Origin of the sequence: Flavobacterium foetidum, from assembly GCF_004634245.1 — a bacterium.
Lineage (GTDB): Bacteria > Bacteroidota > Bacteroidia > Flavobacteriales > Flavobacteriaceae > Flavobacterium > Flavobacterium foetidum.
On sequence record NZ_SJTF01000013.1, the window covers coordinates 72602 to 87390 of the forward strand.

13 protein-coding genes are annotated in these 14789 nt (G+C 34.4%); 6 read left to right on the forward strand and 7 right to left on the reverse strand.

Annotation, left to right across the window (positions count from 1 at the left end; translation table 11 throughout):
* Nucleotides 1-57: 57 nt before the first annotated feature.
* From E0W73_RS16370 to E0W73_RS16385, 4 genes are all read right to left on the reverse strand, one after another.
* Nucleotides 58-1380, reverse strand: a complete 1323-nt coding sequence (locus E0W73_RS16370; protein WP_135223121.1) for a trigger factor — start codon at nt 1378-1380, stop codon at nt 58-60.
* Nucleotides 1381-1491: 111 nt separating this feature from the next.
* Nucleotides 1492-1839, reverse strand: a complete 348-nt coding sequence (locus tag E0W73_RS16375; RefSeq protein WP_135223122.1) for a phage holin family protein — start codon at nt 1837-1839, stop codon at nt 1492-1494.
* Between the two features lie 63 nt (nt 1840-1902).
* Entirely contained in the window at nt 1903-2445 is a 543-nt protein-coding gene (locus tag E0W73_RS16380) for a sugar ABC transporter ATPase (protein ID WP_135223123.1), read from the reverse strand.
* A gap of 24 nt (nt 2446-2469) precedes the next feature.
* Nucleotides 2470-3234: an alpha/beta fold hydrolase gene (locus tag E0W73_RS16385; RefSeq protein WP_135223124.1), complete on the reverse strand. Its 765-nt coding sequence runs from the start codon at nt 3232-3234 to the stop codon at nt 2470-2472.
* Between the two features lie 207 nt (nt 3235-3441).
* Between E0W73_RS16385 and E0W73_RS16390 the strand changes: the two genes are divergently transcribed.
* On the forward strand, nt 3442-4794 hold the full coding sequence (locus E0W73_RS16390; RefSeq protein WP_135223125.1) for a hypothetical protein: 1353 nt from the start codon (nt 3442-3444) through the stop codon (nt 4792-4794).
* A gap of 50 nt (nt 4795-4844) precedes the next feature.
* On the opposite strand, the gene E0W73_RS16395 is transcribed toward E0W73_RS16390, so the two are convergent.
* From E0W73_RS16395 to E0W73_RS16405, 3 genes are all read right to left on the reverse strand, one after another.
* Nucleotides 4845-5699, reverse strand: a complete 855-nt coding sequence (locus E0W73_RS16395; RefSeq protein ID WP_135223126.1) for a DUF4249 domain-containing protein — start codon at nt 5697-5699, stop codon at nt 4845-4847.
* Nucleotides 5700-5704: 5 nt separating this feature from the next.
* A complete protein-coding gene (locus E0W73_RS16400; protein ID WP_135223127.1) occupies nt 5705-7975 on the reverse strand; it encodes a TonB-dependent receptor in 2271 nt (756 codons plus the stop codon).
* A 79-nt stretch (nt 7976-8054) separates the two neighbouring features.
* Entirely contained in the window at nt 8055-8768 is a 714-nt protein-coding gene (locus E0W73_RS16405) for a pyridoxine 5'-phosphate synthase (RefSeq protein ID WP_135223128.1), read from the reverse strand.
* Nucleotides 8769-8882: 114 nt separating this feature from the next.
* On the opposite strand from E0W73_RS16405, the gene E0W73_RS16410 reads away from it, so the two are divergent.
* The 5 genes from E0W73_RS16410 (at nt 8883) to E0W73_RS16430 (ending at nt 14783) form a co-directional block, all read left to right on the forward strand.
* The gene (locus E0W73_RS16410) at nt 8883-9542 is read left to right on the forward strand and encodes a CBS domain-containing protein (protein ID WP_135223129.1); all 660 of its coding nucleotides are present in this window, start codon (nt 8883-8885) and stop codon (nt 9540-9542) included.
* 98 nt (nt 9543-9640) lie between these two features.
* Nucleotides 9641-10525, forward strand: coding sequence for an NAD kinase (locus E0W73_RS16415; protein ID WP_135223130.1), 885 nt, complete (start codon nt 9641-9643; stop codon nt 10523-10525).
* Nucleotides 10526-10698: 173 nt separating this feature from the next.
* Nucleotides 10699-11388 carry a type IX secretion system protein PorG gene (gene porG, locus E0W73_RS16420; protein WP_135223131.1) on the forward strand — a complete coding sequence of 230 codons (690 nt, stop codon included), beginning with the start codon at nt 10699-10701 and terminating at the stop codon, nt 11386-11388.
* A 1-nt stretch (nt 11389) separates the two neighbouring features.
* On the forward strand, nt 11390-12130 hold the full coding sequence (locus E0W73_RS16425; protein ID WP_135223132.1) for an isoprenyl transferase: 741 nt from the start codon (nt 11390-11392) through the stop codon (nt 12128-12130).
* A complete protein-coding gene (locus E0W73_RS16430; protein WP_135223133.1) occupies nt 12063-14783 on the forward strand; it encodes a BamA/OMP85 family outer membrane protein in 2721 nt (906 codons plus the stop codon). Before E0W73_RS16425 ends, E0W73_RS16430 begins: the two co-directional genes overlap by 68 nt.
* Nucleotides 14784-14789: the final 6 nt, after the last annotated feature.

The window sequence follows — 14789 nt, forward strand, 5'->3', positions numbered from 1 at the left end:
AAGAACGTCAACAGAAAAAAACTCCATTGACGTTCAAATATAATTATTTTTCAGAAATTATTCTCCGTAAGAAGCGGCAATAAATTCTTCGTAAGTAACTTCTTTTGTTGTTGGATTTGCTTTTTCTTTGAAGATATCAAGCAATTTCGCAGCTACAACCTGCTCAGAAAGTCTTTTTACTTCGTCTTGATTCGATAGCACTCTTGCAACGATTCCTTGAACTTCTTCGTCAGTTGGATTTGTTTGTCCAAATTGAGCCATTTGCTGTCTGATCGCGTTTGCAGTAAACTCTTTCAAATCTTCAAATGTAATTTGGATATTGCTTTGAGCCATTGCTTTACCTTCAATTAGCTGGAAACGCAATCCTTTTTCTGATCTTGCATATTCTACTTCAGCTTCTTCTGCAGTTAATTTTTTCTCCCCTACAGTTTGCAACCATTTTTTAAGGAATTCAGCCGGCAAATCGAATTTTGTGTTTTCGATCAAGAAGTCTTGAACGTCTAACAATAATTTTTGATCCGCTTGCTGTGCGAATTGCGCTTCAGCATCTTCTTTAATTTTAGCTTTCAAATCTTCAAGAGAAGCTACTTTTCCTTCTCCAAAAAGTTTGTCGAATAATTCTTGATTTAGCTCAGCAAGCTCAGAACCATTGATAGCTTCGATTGTAAAGTTTACTTCAACATCTAAACCATGAACTCCTTCGTGACCTACTTTTAGATAATCCATTAATTGGTGATCGTCATCAAACAAGCCTTTTGTGCTAACTGTAACCACATCACCAACTTTTTTGCCTACAAATTGCTTTTGTGCTTTTTTGCTGAATGCGCCAACTGCAATTGTAGTGGTATTGTTGATTCCGTTTGCCTCACTTGAAAAAGTTCCTGTTAAGTCAGAATCTGCATCAGAAACTTCTTGAGGAACTGCTTTTCCGAATTGTTTTTGGATACGTTTTACTTGACCGTCGATTAATTTATCATCGGCAGTAACGATGTATTTTACGATATCATTTTTTGCTTCTAAATCAATTTCGAAGTTTGGCACCAAACCAATTTCGTATTCGAAAGTTAGCTCTTCTGCATCCCAGTCAAAGTTTTCGTTTACTTTTGGAAGTGGAGTTCCTAAAAGATTTAATCTTTCAGACTGAATATAACGCTCCAAAGCCAAATCAACTACTTTTTTAATCTCTTCTTGCTTAATAGCTTTTCCGTATTGTTTTTCAACAAGATCTTTAGGCACTTGTCCTTTTCTAAATCCTTTTACTTGCGCCAAAGGCATTTTTTCGTTGATTCTTTTTGCCACTTGACCTTTATAATCCATATGAACTACGTTCATTACAATTGTCTCGTTTACAGCGTCTATTGCTACTCTTTTGATATCCATCTTCTTCTTTAATTTACATAATAAAATTGGGTCGCAAAATTATAAAATTTTTGCAACCCAGCCAAGTTTTTAATCTATTGTCTTTGAAGCGTTTTAGAACACTTCTCATTTTTATTTTTTATCGTCTCCTAATATTTTATAAGTAATAGACTGCAGTATAGACAAGATTACACTGAATATTAAGGCCGTCAGAAACGAATCGACCGCAAAACCTCCGACGATTTTCGTACAGAAAATAATCATTATAGCGTTTATTACCAACAAAAATAAGCCTAGAGTGATTACGGTAACTGGCAATGTCAGAACCACTAGAATTGGTTTTATAAAAAGATTCAGCAAGCCTAAGACTACTGCCACAATTACAGCTGTGCCAAAACTTGCGACATGAACTCCCGTCAGAAGAATAGACAACAACAAAACCAAAGCAGCCGTTACCAAAAGTCTAAGTAGTATTTTCATATTTTTCTAAATTTAAATTTTCAATAAAAGTACTAAAATTTTAGCGAGTGAAATACTATTATTTTAAATATGCTGGTTTACAACAACTATCTCACAATTTAAAGCATTCTGAAACTCATCAATAAAATCAGGCTTAAAATCGGGCCAGTTCCAAAACTTAAAACCTAAATTACTGAAACCCCACGGAGGCTGAATTTCCAATTTATGAATATCTATCGAAACATCGCAGAATGGACAAGGCGACAAATCGGTTTCGTGACAAAACCAATATTCTATAAACATCCATTCTTCCTGAGCTAAGTCATTACCGCAGTTCGGACAAATACAAGTCTGCATTCCAGTTTCGCCCGTATGAAACACTTCCCTATTGGTCATAATCTCAAGTCCGTTTACTGTTAGATAAAAAGGAAGCGCTTCTGGAAAAACCACCACTTTCTTAGCGCCTTCTGAAACGGCATAACCGTTGTATTGTGACATTATACAATCTGAAAGCACTGGTTTTACAATATCTTCTGAAATCAGCCAATTTAAAATCTCTCGAGCCTTAGCTTCATTGTTTTCATAAATTGATTTTCTTGGGACTATTGTTATACTATAATCGCTCATTAATTAATCGGATTCAATCAGGTTTTATCCTTTCAAAAAGGAAGTTGTCATTTCAAAAAACATCTTCGGGTTTTCGGCATGAAGCCAATGTCCTGCATTTGGAATCGTTTCGACTTTTAAATCTGGAAAATGCTCCAAAATCTGATCTATATCTGAATCTAAAACATAAGCCGAATTTCCGCCGCGAATAAACAAGGTTGGCTTATCAAAAACTAAACCTTCAGCCAAAGGTTTTCCGATTGCATCAAGATTGTTATTAAAAACTTCGAGATTAAATCTAAAAGCTAGTTGTCCCGGCTCTTTCCAATACAAATTTTTGAGAAGAAATTGACGTGTTCCAAAATCAGAAACATATTGAGAGACAATTTCTTCCACATCGTTACGACTAGGTTTGACCGAAAAATCTACGGCATTCAATCCCGCCAGAATATCTTGGTGATGCTGCTTATAAAATTTAGGTCCGATATCGGCCACAATCAATTTATCTACCATTTCGGGATGTGTTACTGCGAAAAGCATTGCTACTTTTCCGCCCATCGAATGTCCTAAAATATCAATATTAGCAAGTTGATTTGCTTGGCAATATTCATAAACATCCTGAGCCATAGCTTCGTAGCTCCATTCATCTGAATGAAAACTGCGTCCGTGGTTTCTTAAATCGAGAATATGAACCTGAAATCCTGCTTCTACGTATTGACCGGCCAAAGTTTTCCAGTTATCAGACATTCCAAGAAATCCGTGCATGATGATAAATGGTTTTCCTTCGCCTTCTATTTTTGAGTATAACATTTATTTTCTTTTTTAATTCTTCTACAAATGTAAAAAACTTATCTATTAATCTGTTACAGAATACCTTTTGAAACCTCCTGTTAAGAATCAATATTAATAGAAAAAAAATTACAGTTTTACGGCTTCCCGTAAAGTTGAAAAAGATAAAAAAACTATCTTGCGCCCCGTAAAATTTAACCAACTAATTCATTTAAATTAACAAAAATCATGATTAAAAAATTCATTTTGTTATCATTGGTTGCTTCGCAATTTATGATTTCATGCTCTAGTGATGACAGCAATGACAAACCTGAAACAGAACAAACAGTTGAAGAACAAATCGCTGAATTACTTAAAAAGCCTTACTCAAGTCTTACTCCTGCACAGCAAAAAACAAAATTGGAAGCTGAAGCTAACGACATGCTTACGCAATTAGACAAAACAAAAAGTTCAAGCGCTATTGAGGCATTAGAAAATTTATCAAGATTGTTAGATGTAAATCAAATAGATATTTTCGCTGGGAAAAATGATAATAAAGTGGAAGACATCTTGAACATCTCTGGTGTTTATGGTGTGTACACATGGAATAATACAAATCAAGTTTGGGTAAAAACTGCTTCTACTACAGAATTAAAGTTTGTTTTTCCTGCTAAAAAATCTCAAACAACAAACAATGCAGTTTTATCTGCAAAAGGAGTTTCTTCTGATATCAAAGTGAACAAATTTGATGGATGGGTTGACAGTGCTAACGGATATGTTCGTATCTACGACTCTATTTTCCTTCCAACTTCATCTGATGCAGTATTAACAATTGATAATGCACAAGCTGCAACATTAGGATTAACTGCAAAATATGCTAACGGAAAAGAAATTCCAACTGAATCTGCAATCAAAATTGTATTAAATGACGGTTACACTTGGGAAATGAGCAGTGTAAAAGCTACTACAAATACAGCAAAAGCATCTCTTACTTACAACGGAAAAACTCTAATTGATTTTAGCGCTGGAAGCAATGCTGAAATTGATAAATTAATAGACAATGATGAGCTTGTTCAATACAGAGGAAAAGCAAATGGTTTATTTAAATTAATGGAAAACTTTGTTATTGTTGCTGACATGGATTTAGCTACTGAAGCTGCCGACAAAGAAGCTTTATACAAAAACAATACTCGCCCAGCTTACCTAGATTCTAGCAACCCAAAAAGCGATTATAAAGCATATTACACTGCGCTAAACGCATACGAGAAAAAAATCTCAGAAGGAAACGCGGCTAACTTTAACAAAAACATGAAATTAATTTTAGTTTCTAAAAAAGATGGAACTAAAATCGCTGACATTGTTCAACATTCAGAAAAAGATGGTGAATATACATTTAATTTACCAGTTTGGAATGCTCAATCTAGCTATTGGAGCTTTTGGAATCCTAATGGCGAAACTTTTACACAGCCATATCTTTATGAAGCTTATTACTTGAAATTCAACGACAATACTGAAGTAGAAATGAGTGTTTATTTCTCTGAAGGATTTGAGAAATTTGAAGCTAAATTTGAAGATTTTATTGCTGCTTTCGAAAAGAAATAACACCTTTTAAACGATAGCTTAAAGCCGATTTGAAAAATATCAAATCGGCTTTACTTTTTTGGAGGCGTTCTAACAATTATTGTACTTTGTCCATATCCTGCCCAAATGCCAATCCCTCCTTTTATATTGGATTTTAAACTGGTATTGGATGGATAAATCGGATTTTTGCTGTTTACAATTTCGTTCTGCCAGCTGTTCCAGAAATCTAATGCCTCTTTAGTTTGAGTCCTCAATTTTACATGAATCAAATCTCCATCGGCAAAATAAGGCGTGAATTTTGTTTTGGGAAACAATATAATTCCTTTATTTATTTGAACTGAAACTGCTGAACTTTCAAAATTTTTATCGTCCAAATTCCCATAAAAAGAAGGAACAAAAATCGGTTCTTCTCCATCAATCTTTGTAGCGATCTGATAATAGTTTTTTTCATTTACAGGATCATCGAATTTTACAAAAACATAACCCGTTGTATCGGTTGCATTCTTCTTTACATATTCGGCACTCTTTAAAGGCACCGATTTCGGAATCAAAGTTACCGCTTCGATAACACGGTCGAGATATTCAATTTTAATAGAATATTGCTTTCCTGCCTCTCCCTTTAGTGTTGAACCAAAATACACAAAAGGCGGAATTCTGTTTTTATCATTTTTCACTCTCAAAACCTCAAAATTCTCACCATCTGAAACCGTAATTTTTGCCGATCTGATGACGTGATTTAAAACATTAGTAGAATCGATAACATCTGTCACCGGAATACTGCTCGACAATAAAACATTTGCAAAATCACCTTCTTCAATCCAGCCTTCAACCACTATTTTAGACTCATTTTTTTTTTGCTCACTAAAATTATCATTAGAACAGCTCATTATCGTTAAACCGAAAAGAAACAATAGATACTTTTTCATTTTTCTTAAAATTTAAATCGCCAACTTACAGAAGGAAGAATCCTGTATAATACTTTCTCTTCTTGTTTTACCACAACTTTATCTTTGTTTTCATTTACTTCTACATCTAAAACCACATAAATAGGATTTGAGATATTGAATGTATTGTAGATCGAAAAATTTAAAGCACTTTCTTTCTTTGAAGTTTTCACGAAATAGTAATTTGCAGAAATATCAGTTCTAATATAATTTGGCATTTGTGCATTATTATAGCCTGCATATTCTTTCACCGGATTATTATTTACAAAATACCAGGAAGTCGGCATTGTGAATCGATTTCCTGAACCAAATATTTGAGTTATGCCAAAATTCCATTTTGCATTTAAATCGTACATTCCAACAACCGAGAGATTATGTCTTCTGTCATATTTTGCGAAATATGTTTTCCCGTTGTTGAGTTCATCAAAATTTCGATCGGACCAGCTTAAAGTATAACTCAGCCAGCCGCTAAATTTTCCGCTGTTTTTTTTCAGCATCACTTCAAATCCATAAGCTTTTCCTTTTCCAATATATAAATCATTTTTAAGCGTTGTGATTTCATTAAACTGTGTTATTCCATAAGGATATTCCAGCAGGTTTTTCATCGAACGATAAAATCCTCCAAAAGAAGATGAAAAATTCCTAGTAATGTTTTGGTTTGAACCTATAGAAAATTCATTAGAAGATTGCGGTTTTATTCCATCAGAACTGGCAATCCAAAAATCAGTCGGAATACCAACGCTTGAAGTCGTGATTAAACTTAAATACTGATATTGTCTATTATAAGAAGCATAAAACGAATAATTCTCATTTGCAAAATAATTCAAAACCATGCGAGGCTGAAAATGCAAATAAGAATCTAATCCCGAAGCATAATAATTCATTCTGAGCCCTAAATCAGCCGTAACTTTTTCTAGTAATTTAGGATTTGCACTCACAAAAAACGCAACTTCATTTGCAATAATTGTTCTTTGAGAGTAATTATCTGTCGTGGTAAAATTTTCCACATTCACTTTTTGAGGCTGCAGATCATGATAAACGTATTGCAGTCCTGACTCAAAAGGAACATTTCCGATCGCAAATTTCACAGCATTGGTAAAACCAAAATCTTTCACATAAGAAGAAACTCCAAATTCAATTGTTGCCTGCTCCATATTCAATTCATTTGAATATTGACTAAAGTAAAAAGAATTAGACATACTTACTTTAGGAGAAAAGATAGTATTTAAAGATGGCGAAACAGTAAAATTGCTCCATTTTAAATTGGTTTTTAGTGCTAGATTTTCGTCTTTTATTTTAAGTTCATCTCCGCTTACAAAGGCATTTAATGAAAATAAATTTTTCTTAGAAATCTGAGACAAAAAAGTAAAATTGGCATCAGAAAACCCATATTTCATATTTTGGACGTCGTTGTTTGAACCTGATTTTAATAGTGGCCCCATAACTTCATCAATATATGTTTTTCTTCCTGAAATATAAAATCCTGTTTTATCTGTAAGCGGAACCGACAAAGTTAACTGTGAAGCCAAAATACCTGCATTACCCTGCATAGAAAGCTCGGATGGTACTTTTTTATTTGTATTTAAAAGTGTAGTAGAACTTAAACGTCCTCCGTATTTTGGATTTGAACTTGATTTATCAAATTCAACATCTTTAATATGATCTGTATTGTAAAAAGGGAAGATTCCTAACAAATGAGACATTCCATAAATAGGCGCCTCATTATACAAAATTGCATTATGTCCAGGATCGCCTCCGCGAACATACAAATACCCATTTGCATCTCCTGAATTCTGAACTCCTGGCATCAATTGCAGTAATTTGATGACATCTGTAGTTCCTAAAACTGTTGGTACTGCGCTTAATTCTTTTAGATTAAGAGAAAGCTTTCCAGCAGATAATGTCTTGACGCCACTTTTCTTGTCATTTTTGACAATTACTTCCTTTAACTGTGCAGCATCTTTTTCCAAAACAACGGAAATTACAGTGTCTTTTATAACCTTGCAGTAAATTGTTTTTGGAGTAAAATCTAAATGATTAATTCTGATGATCAAATTTCCTGAAGAAATAATCTCCGAGAAGCTTCCTAAGCTATCAGCAACTGCATAAAACTGTTTTTTATTAATCTCTAAAGAGACATTTGCCCCAGCAAGCTTTTGGTTATCAGAAGATGTTATAGTCCCTGTTATCCTCACATCTGACTGAGCAAAAATGTTAGAAAAACAGAATAAAAAAAAGAGAATAGCAGATTTTGACACTTAAATTTTAATAAGAAAAAGTGCGAAAATAAACAATTATAACCCAATTACATCGGGTTATAATTGTTTAATAAAAATATTATTTCAATTTATTCAAATACATATTTACAGTATTATCCAAACCAAGATAAAGTGCTTCTGAAATCAAGGCATGTCCAATTGACACTTCCAATAACCCAGGAATATTTTGTTTGAAAAACTGAACATTATCTAAACTTAAATCATGACCTGCATTAATTCCTAATCCTAATTCGTTTGCCAATTGTGCCGCTTTTACATAGGGATCAATTCCGTTTTTATTTCCAAGATCGTATTGATGCGCAAAAGCCTCTGTGTACAATTCAATTCGATCTGTTCCTGTTTTCTTGGCACCTTCAATCATTTCTAAAACCGGGTCTACAAAAATTGAAGTTCTGATTCCGTTTTTTTGAAATTCCTGAATCACTTCAGCCAAATAGTTCTGATTTTTTACAGTATCCCAGCCCGCAGACGAAGTTATTGCTCCAATAGCATCGGGCACCAGTGTAACCTGATCTGGTTTGCATTCTAAGACCAAATCAATAAAATTATGCTGCGGATTTCCCTCAATATTATATTCTGTCGTTACGATAGCTTTTAAATCTCTTGCATCCTGATAACGTATATGACGCTCGTCTGGACGCGGATGAATCGTGATACCGTGCGCTCCAAATTTCTGAATATCTGTGGCTACTTTTAATAAATCAGGAACATTTCCGCCTCGTGCATTACGAAGCGTGGCAATTTTATTGATATTTACACTTAACTTTGTCATATATATAGATAATTAATTCTAGTAACATATATTTGTCAGCACAAAAATACAAAGTAAAACACAGCGTTTTTGGTATTTTTTGATTATTTTGCAGGACATATCTTCAATTGACTTATGACAGAAATTACCAACTACATCAACAACGATTTTAGAGCGATCGATAGTCAGGAAACGATAGCCTCGGTTCAGGACTTTTTTGCCGATCTCAACTTCTCTCATTTCCCAGTTTTAGAGGATGGAATTTTTATTGGCAGCATTGCTTCAAATGATGTTGATACGTTTGATATAGACAAAAAAGCAATTGATTACAAATATGCTCTCGAACGCTTTTTTGCCAGAAAATCGATGATTTGGCTCGATGTACTCGAAATTTTCGCAAAAAACCACACCAACACCCTTCCTATTCTTGATGAAAACAATAACTATATCGGTTATTATGAAATGGAAGATATTATGAAGTTTTTTCAGGAAACACCTTTTCTAAAAGAACAGGGTGGTATTATTATAGTGCAAAAAGGCCTTTTGGACTATTCTATGAGCGAAGTAACTCAGATAGTAGAAAGCAACAATGGTAAAGTTTTGGGCTGTTTTGTTTCTGAGGCCGACACAGAAAATGTTCAAATTACCGTAAAAATAGGCTTGGGAGCCATGAATGAAATCATTCAGACTTACAGAAGATATGGGTACGAAATCATTTCAGAACATCAGGAAGATACCTATATTAATAGCCTCAAAGAACGATCCGATTACTTAGACAAATATCTTAATATATAAATTTATGAATGTGACAATGAGAAAATTAGTTAATTAGATAATTTTCGCATTTTCCGATTATCTAATTGACACATTGACAATTCTCTAATTTAAAAAGAATGAAAATAGCCATCTACGGACAATATTATCAAAACAGCACAGAACCTATTATTAAAGATATTTTCTCGTTTTTCAATTCTAATCAGGTTGAAATGGTAATTGAAGAAAATTTCCTCAATATGCTTTACGAGAAACAGCTTGTAAAAAAAGAATACAAAACTTTTTCTCCAGGAACCACTTTAGATAATACTTTTGAAATGCTGATCAGTATTGGCGGAGACGGAACTATTTTACGTGCCGCGGCATTAGTTCGGAATTCTGAGATACCGCTTTTAGGAATAAACGCCGGTCGTTTGGGCTTTTTGGCCAAAGTCCAAAAAGAAAATATTGACAGCCTGCTGCAGTACGTGATTGATCGCAATTACACGACTTCTGATCGAACTTTACTTGGACTGACTTGTGAGCCTTATAACGATGCTTTTGAAGAGCTTAACTTTGCTATGAATGAAGTCACAGTTAGCCGAAAAGACACCACCTCGATGATTACTGTAGAAACCTATCTCAACAATGAGTATCTGAATTCTTACTGGGCAGATGGATTAATCATTTCTACACCAACGGGCTCTACAGGATATTCTTTAAGTTGCGGTGGCCCTATACTGACACCAGACGTAAAAAGTCTTGTAATTACCCCTATAGCACCGCATAATTTAACTGCAAGGCCGCTTGTAATTCCAGACGATACAGAAATTACGCTTAAAGTTTCGGGCAGAGAAGATCAGTATTTGGTTTCTCTTGATTCACGAATTTCCTCAGTCAAAAACGAATCTGTTTTAAAAATCAAAAAAACAGATTATAAAATAAAAATGATAGAGATTCCGGGCGAAACCTTCCTTAAAACACTAAGAAACAAATTGCTATGGGGCGAAGACAAGAGAAATTAATTTCTTTTCTTGTTTTTCACTATACGATAATGCTATATTTTCTCGTTTTGCACATAACGAATCGTCATTAAATTGCTCAAAATCATATATTAAATTGAAAAAAAAGCACATTTATATAAAGGAACGTTGATTCGTATCGATAATTATTATATTTGCACGCAATTTTGAATTAAATGAAGAAAATTTTTAATTTATTGTTATGTTTTTTCCCCTTTATTACACTTAATGCTCAAATAAACGAGCTTGGTGTGTTTCTTGGCGGAAGCAACTTTGTAGGCGACGTAGGAAGAACCACCTATATTGCCCCAGAAAAAATTACCTTTGGGGTGTTGTATAAATGGAATAGAAGTCCAAGACATTCTTATAGGTTTTCTTATATGCAGTCTTCAATCTCTGGAAACGATTTAAAATCTGAAGAGACAGGACGAAACCAAAGAGGATATCGATTTAAAAATGATGTAAAAGAATTTTCTGCAGGATTAGAATTCAATTTTTTAGATTTCAACCTTCACGATTATCACACTAAAGTGACTCCTTATATATATTCGGGACTCAGCTTTTTTCTTTACGATGGCCTATACCGTTATGCCGCAAATCCAAATCAGCTTTATTCTGTTAATTCGAGCTCACTTGCTATACCTATTATATTAGGAGTAAAATCAAATGTAACGCCTAATTTTGTTTTAGGACTTGAGGCGGGCGTTCGATACACATTTACAGACAATTTGGACGGAAGCAATCCGAATACGGGCAGTGCCAACATCTTAAAATTTGGAAATCTCAACAACAATGACTGGTATGTCTTTTCGGGCATTACCTTAACTTATACTTTTGGACAAAAACCTTGCTATTGCGCAGAATAAAATGAATTTACTAGAATCTATAGATCAATCGAACTTACCTAGACATCTGGCCATTATTATGGACGGTAATGGACGCTGGGCCAAACAACAAGGTTTTTTACGTGCTATTGGCCACGAAAACGGAACAAAATCTGTAAAAGAAACCATTAAGACCTGCGCCAAATTAGGTATTGAATACCTGACACTCTATGCATTTTCTACAGAAAACTGGAATCGCCCGAAATTGGAGGTTGAAGCCTTGATGAAGATTCTTATCAATTCCTTAAAAAAAGAACTTATTACTTTACAGGAAAACAATATTCGCCTTAATGCAATTGGCAATCTTGAAAAACTTCCAAAATCGGCCCAAAAAGAACTTTTGGACGTAATTGAAAAAACCAAAAACAATACCCGCTTAACCCTTACACTTGCGCTGAGCTACGGATCCAGAGAAGAATTGGTAAACGTTGTAAAGTCAATAAGTAATAAAGTTAAAAATAATATAATTTCAATAGACACTATTGACGATTCAATTATAAATGAGCATCTTTACACGCAAAATTTACCCGATGTAGATTTATTAATACGAACAAGCGGAGAACATAGAATAAGTAATTTTTTGCTTTGGCAGATCGCTTATGCAGAATTGTATTTTACTAATGTCTTGTGGCCAGACTTTAAAGACCAAGATTTATATGAGGCTATTATTAGTTATCAAAAAAGAGAACGTAGATTTGGAAAAACCAGTGAACAAATTAAATAATTTTTTAGTGTTGCAAAAAAAAATACAAATAGTCTTTACCCTTCTTTTACTGGGTAGTTTTTCACAAATAAAAGCACAAGAAAGAGTTCCTTTTGATCAGGGTAAGACATATATACTGGCCAAAGTTTCTGTTGTTGGTAAAATAAGTTTTAATGAGCAAACCGTTGTTACCTTCTCAGGTCTTCAAAAAGGGCAGGAAATCACTGTGCCAGGAGAAGAAATAAGCAGCGCAATTAAAAAATTAGGAAAGCTTGGCCTTTTTGACGAAATCGCTTTCTACGTTAATAAGATAGAAAACGACAGTATTTTCCTTGATTTGAATATAGTCGAGCTTCCAAAATTAAACGAAGTAAAAATCGTTGGGGTTAAGAAAAGCAAAGTCGAAGGATTAATTAAAGATAACAACCTGACTAAAAACAAAATAGTCAATGAAAACTTAATTACGACCACCAAAAATTATATTGAAAATAAATACAAAAAAGACGGTTTCTACAACACAAAAGTTGTTATTACCACTACCCCAGATACTACTGCCGGCAATCAAGTAAACATGCTTGTACGTGTAGACAAAGGCGACAAGGTAAAAATCAGCAAAATTGAGTTTACCGGAAACAAACAATTGACAGGCAGCCAATTGCGATCTGCAATGAAAGATACTAAGCAGAAAAATATACTGCGTGTATTTAAGGCGTCTAAATTTATTCCTGAAAAATACAAGAGCGACTTAGAGAAAGTTATTGCAGCCTACAAAGAAAAAGGATATCGCGATGCCCGTATTATTTACGATTCTGTTAAGTATAACAAGGAGAAAAACATGCTTGCCATAAAGATTAACGTAGAAGAAGGAAACAAATACTACTTCGGAAACATTAAATTTTTAGGAAACACAGTCTATTCAGACCAACAGCTAAACCGTTATCTTGGAATTAAAAAAGGAGAAGTCTATAATGGCGTTTTGCTTGAAAAAAGAATCGCTGACAACTCAAAACCAGACGGAGAAGACATTACAAACTTGTATCAGAATAATGGTTATCTTTTCTCTAAAATCAATGCCGTTGAGGTAAAAACCGTAAACGATACAATCGATTTTGAAATTAGAGTTACTGAAGGTCCTATCGCTTACTTCAATAAAATTTATGTTACAGGAAACGACAAAACAAACGACCATGTTATCTATCGTGAGTTAAGAACAAAACCTGGAAACAAATACAGCAAAGAAGAGTTAGTAAGAACTATTCGTGAAATCGGACAGTTAGGATTTTTCGATCCTGAGGCTATTAAACCTGAATTTAGAAACGTTGATCCAGCAGCAGGAACTGTTGACATCGAATACCAACTGGTAGAAAAAGGATCAAGCCAAGTGGAGCTGCAAGGTGGATATGGCGGAGGTGGTTTCATCGGAACGTTGGGACTTTCGTTCAACAACTTTTCTGCCCGTAATATATTCAATAAAGAATCATACAAACCTCTTCCAATGGGAGATGGTCAAAAGGTAGCGCTTCGTTTACAGGGAAGTACTTATTTCCAAACCTATAGTGTCTCTTTCTCAGAACCATGGTTTGGCGGTAAAAAGCCAGTACAATTTAGCTCATCTATCTCGTATAGTAAGCAGTTTCTGAATAATTTCTATACCAGAAGTGTAGATAAGAGCAAAAGTTTTAATATTTTTACAGTACAAGTTGGTTTAGCGAAAAGACTTACAGTACCAGATGACTACTTTGTATTATCACAATCTTTGAGTTACCAGCATTATGACTTGAACAATTACAACACAGGATTATTTACCTTTGGTAATGGTGCCTCAAGAAACTTAGCTTATACAATCGGAATTTCTAGAAGTAATAAAGGGGTCAACCCGATATTCCCAACTTACGGTTCTGAGTTTAGTATTTCTGCGAAAATCACACCTCCTTATTCATTGTTCAACGGAATAGATTATGCAAAATTAGGAGAGAAAGAAGAGTATAAGGCGAAAGCAACTTCAACGTATGAAGACAACAACGGAGTTATCGTAAACGCTGGCGATTATATTGATGCAAATTCAAACAAAGTAAGTACCTATCAGGAAGCTGCTGCAGATCCTGCCAAAGTAGATCAGCAAAAGTACAACTGGCTTGAGTATTATAAAGTTAAATTTAAAGGTGACTGGTATACAAAAGTATACGGAAAATTAGTCTTAAGAACCTTAACAGAGTTCGGATTCTTAGGAGCATACAATCAAGATCGTGGTGTTATTCCTTTTGAGCGTTTCTACTTAGGTGGTGATGGTATGGCAAACTATTCAATGGACGGTAGAGAGACCATCCAATTGAGAGGTTATCCAAATAACTCTCTTACACCGGTCAACAGAGTTGGAGATGCAATTGGAGCAACAATCTATAACAAGTTCTCTATGGAATTACGTTATCCGATTACATTAAAAGCGTCTGCATCGATTTTTGCATTGACATTCTTAGAAGCTGGTTCATCATACCCAACTTTCAAAGATTACAACCCGTTTGATTTAAATCGTTCTGCCGGTGCAGGTTTACGTGTATTCATGCCAGCTTTCGGATTATTAGGAATTGACTTTGGTTATGGATTTGATCCTCTTCCAGGGCAGACAAAAGCTAATGGCTGGGAGACACACTTTATTATTGGACAACAATTTTAGACAAAT

Excerpts from the sequence above, each read along its gene's own strand:
- E0W73_RS16370 (WP_135223121.1), bottom strand. The coding sequence starts at position 1,380 with ATGGATATCAAAAGAGTAGCAATAGACGCTGTAAACGAGACAATTGTA.
- E0W73_RS16375 (WP_135223122.1), bottom strand. The coding sequence starts at position 1,839 with ATGAAAATACTACTTAGACTTTTGGTAACGGCTGCTTTGGTTTTGTTG.
- E0W73_RS16380 (WP_135223123.1), bottom strand. The coding sequence starts at position 2,445 with ATGAGCGATTATAGTATAACAATAGTCCCAAGAAAATCAATTTATGAA.
- E0W73_RS16385 (WP_135223124.1), bottom strand. The coding sequence starts at position 3,234 with ATGTTATACTCAAAAATAGAAGGCGAAGGAAAACCATTTATCATCATG.
- E0W73_RS16390 (WP_135223125.1), top strand. The coding sequence starts at position 3,442 with ATGATTAAAAAATTCATTTTGTTATCATTGGTTGCTTCGCAATTTATG.
- E0W73_RS16395 (WP_135223126.1), bottom strand. The coding sequence starts at position 5,699 with ATGAAAAAGTATCTATTGTTTCTTTTCGGTTTAACGATAATGAGCTGT.
- E0W73_RS16405 (WP_135223128.1), bottom strand. The coding sequence starts at position 8,768 with ATGACAAAGTTAAGTGTAAATATCAATAAAATTGCCACGCTTCGTAAT.
- E0W73_RS16410 (WP_135223129.1), top strand. The coding sequence starts at position 8,883 with ATGACAGAAATTACCAACTACATCAACAACGATTTTAGAGCGATCGAT.
- E0W73_RS16415 (WP_135223130.1), top strand. The coding sequence starts at position 9,641 with ATGAAAATAGCCATCTACGGACAATATTATCAAAACAGCACAGAACCT.
- porG (WP_135223131.1), top strand. The coding sequence starts at position 10,699 with ATGAAGAAAATTTTTAATTTATTGTTATGTTTTTTCCCCTTTATTACA.
- E0W73_RS16425 (WP_135223132.1), top strand. The coding sequence starts at position 11,390 with ATGAATTTACTAGAATCTATAGATCAATCGAACTTACCTAGACATCTG.
- E0W73_RS16430 (WP_135223133.1), top strand. The coding sequence starts at position 12,063 with ATGAGGCTATTATTAGTTATCAAAAAAGAGAACGTAGATTTGGAAAAA.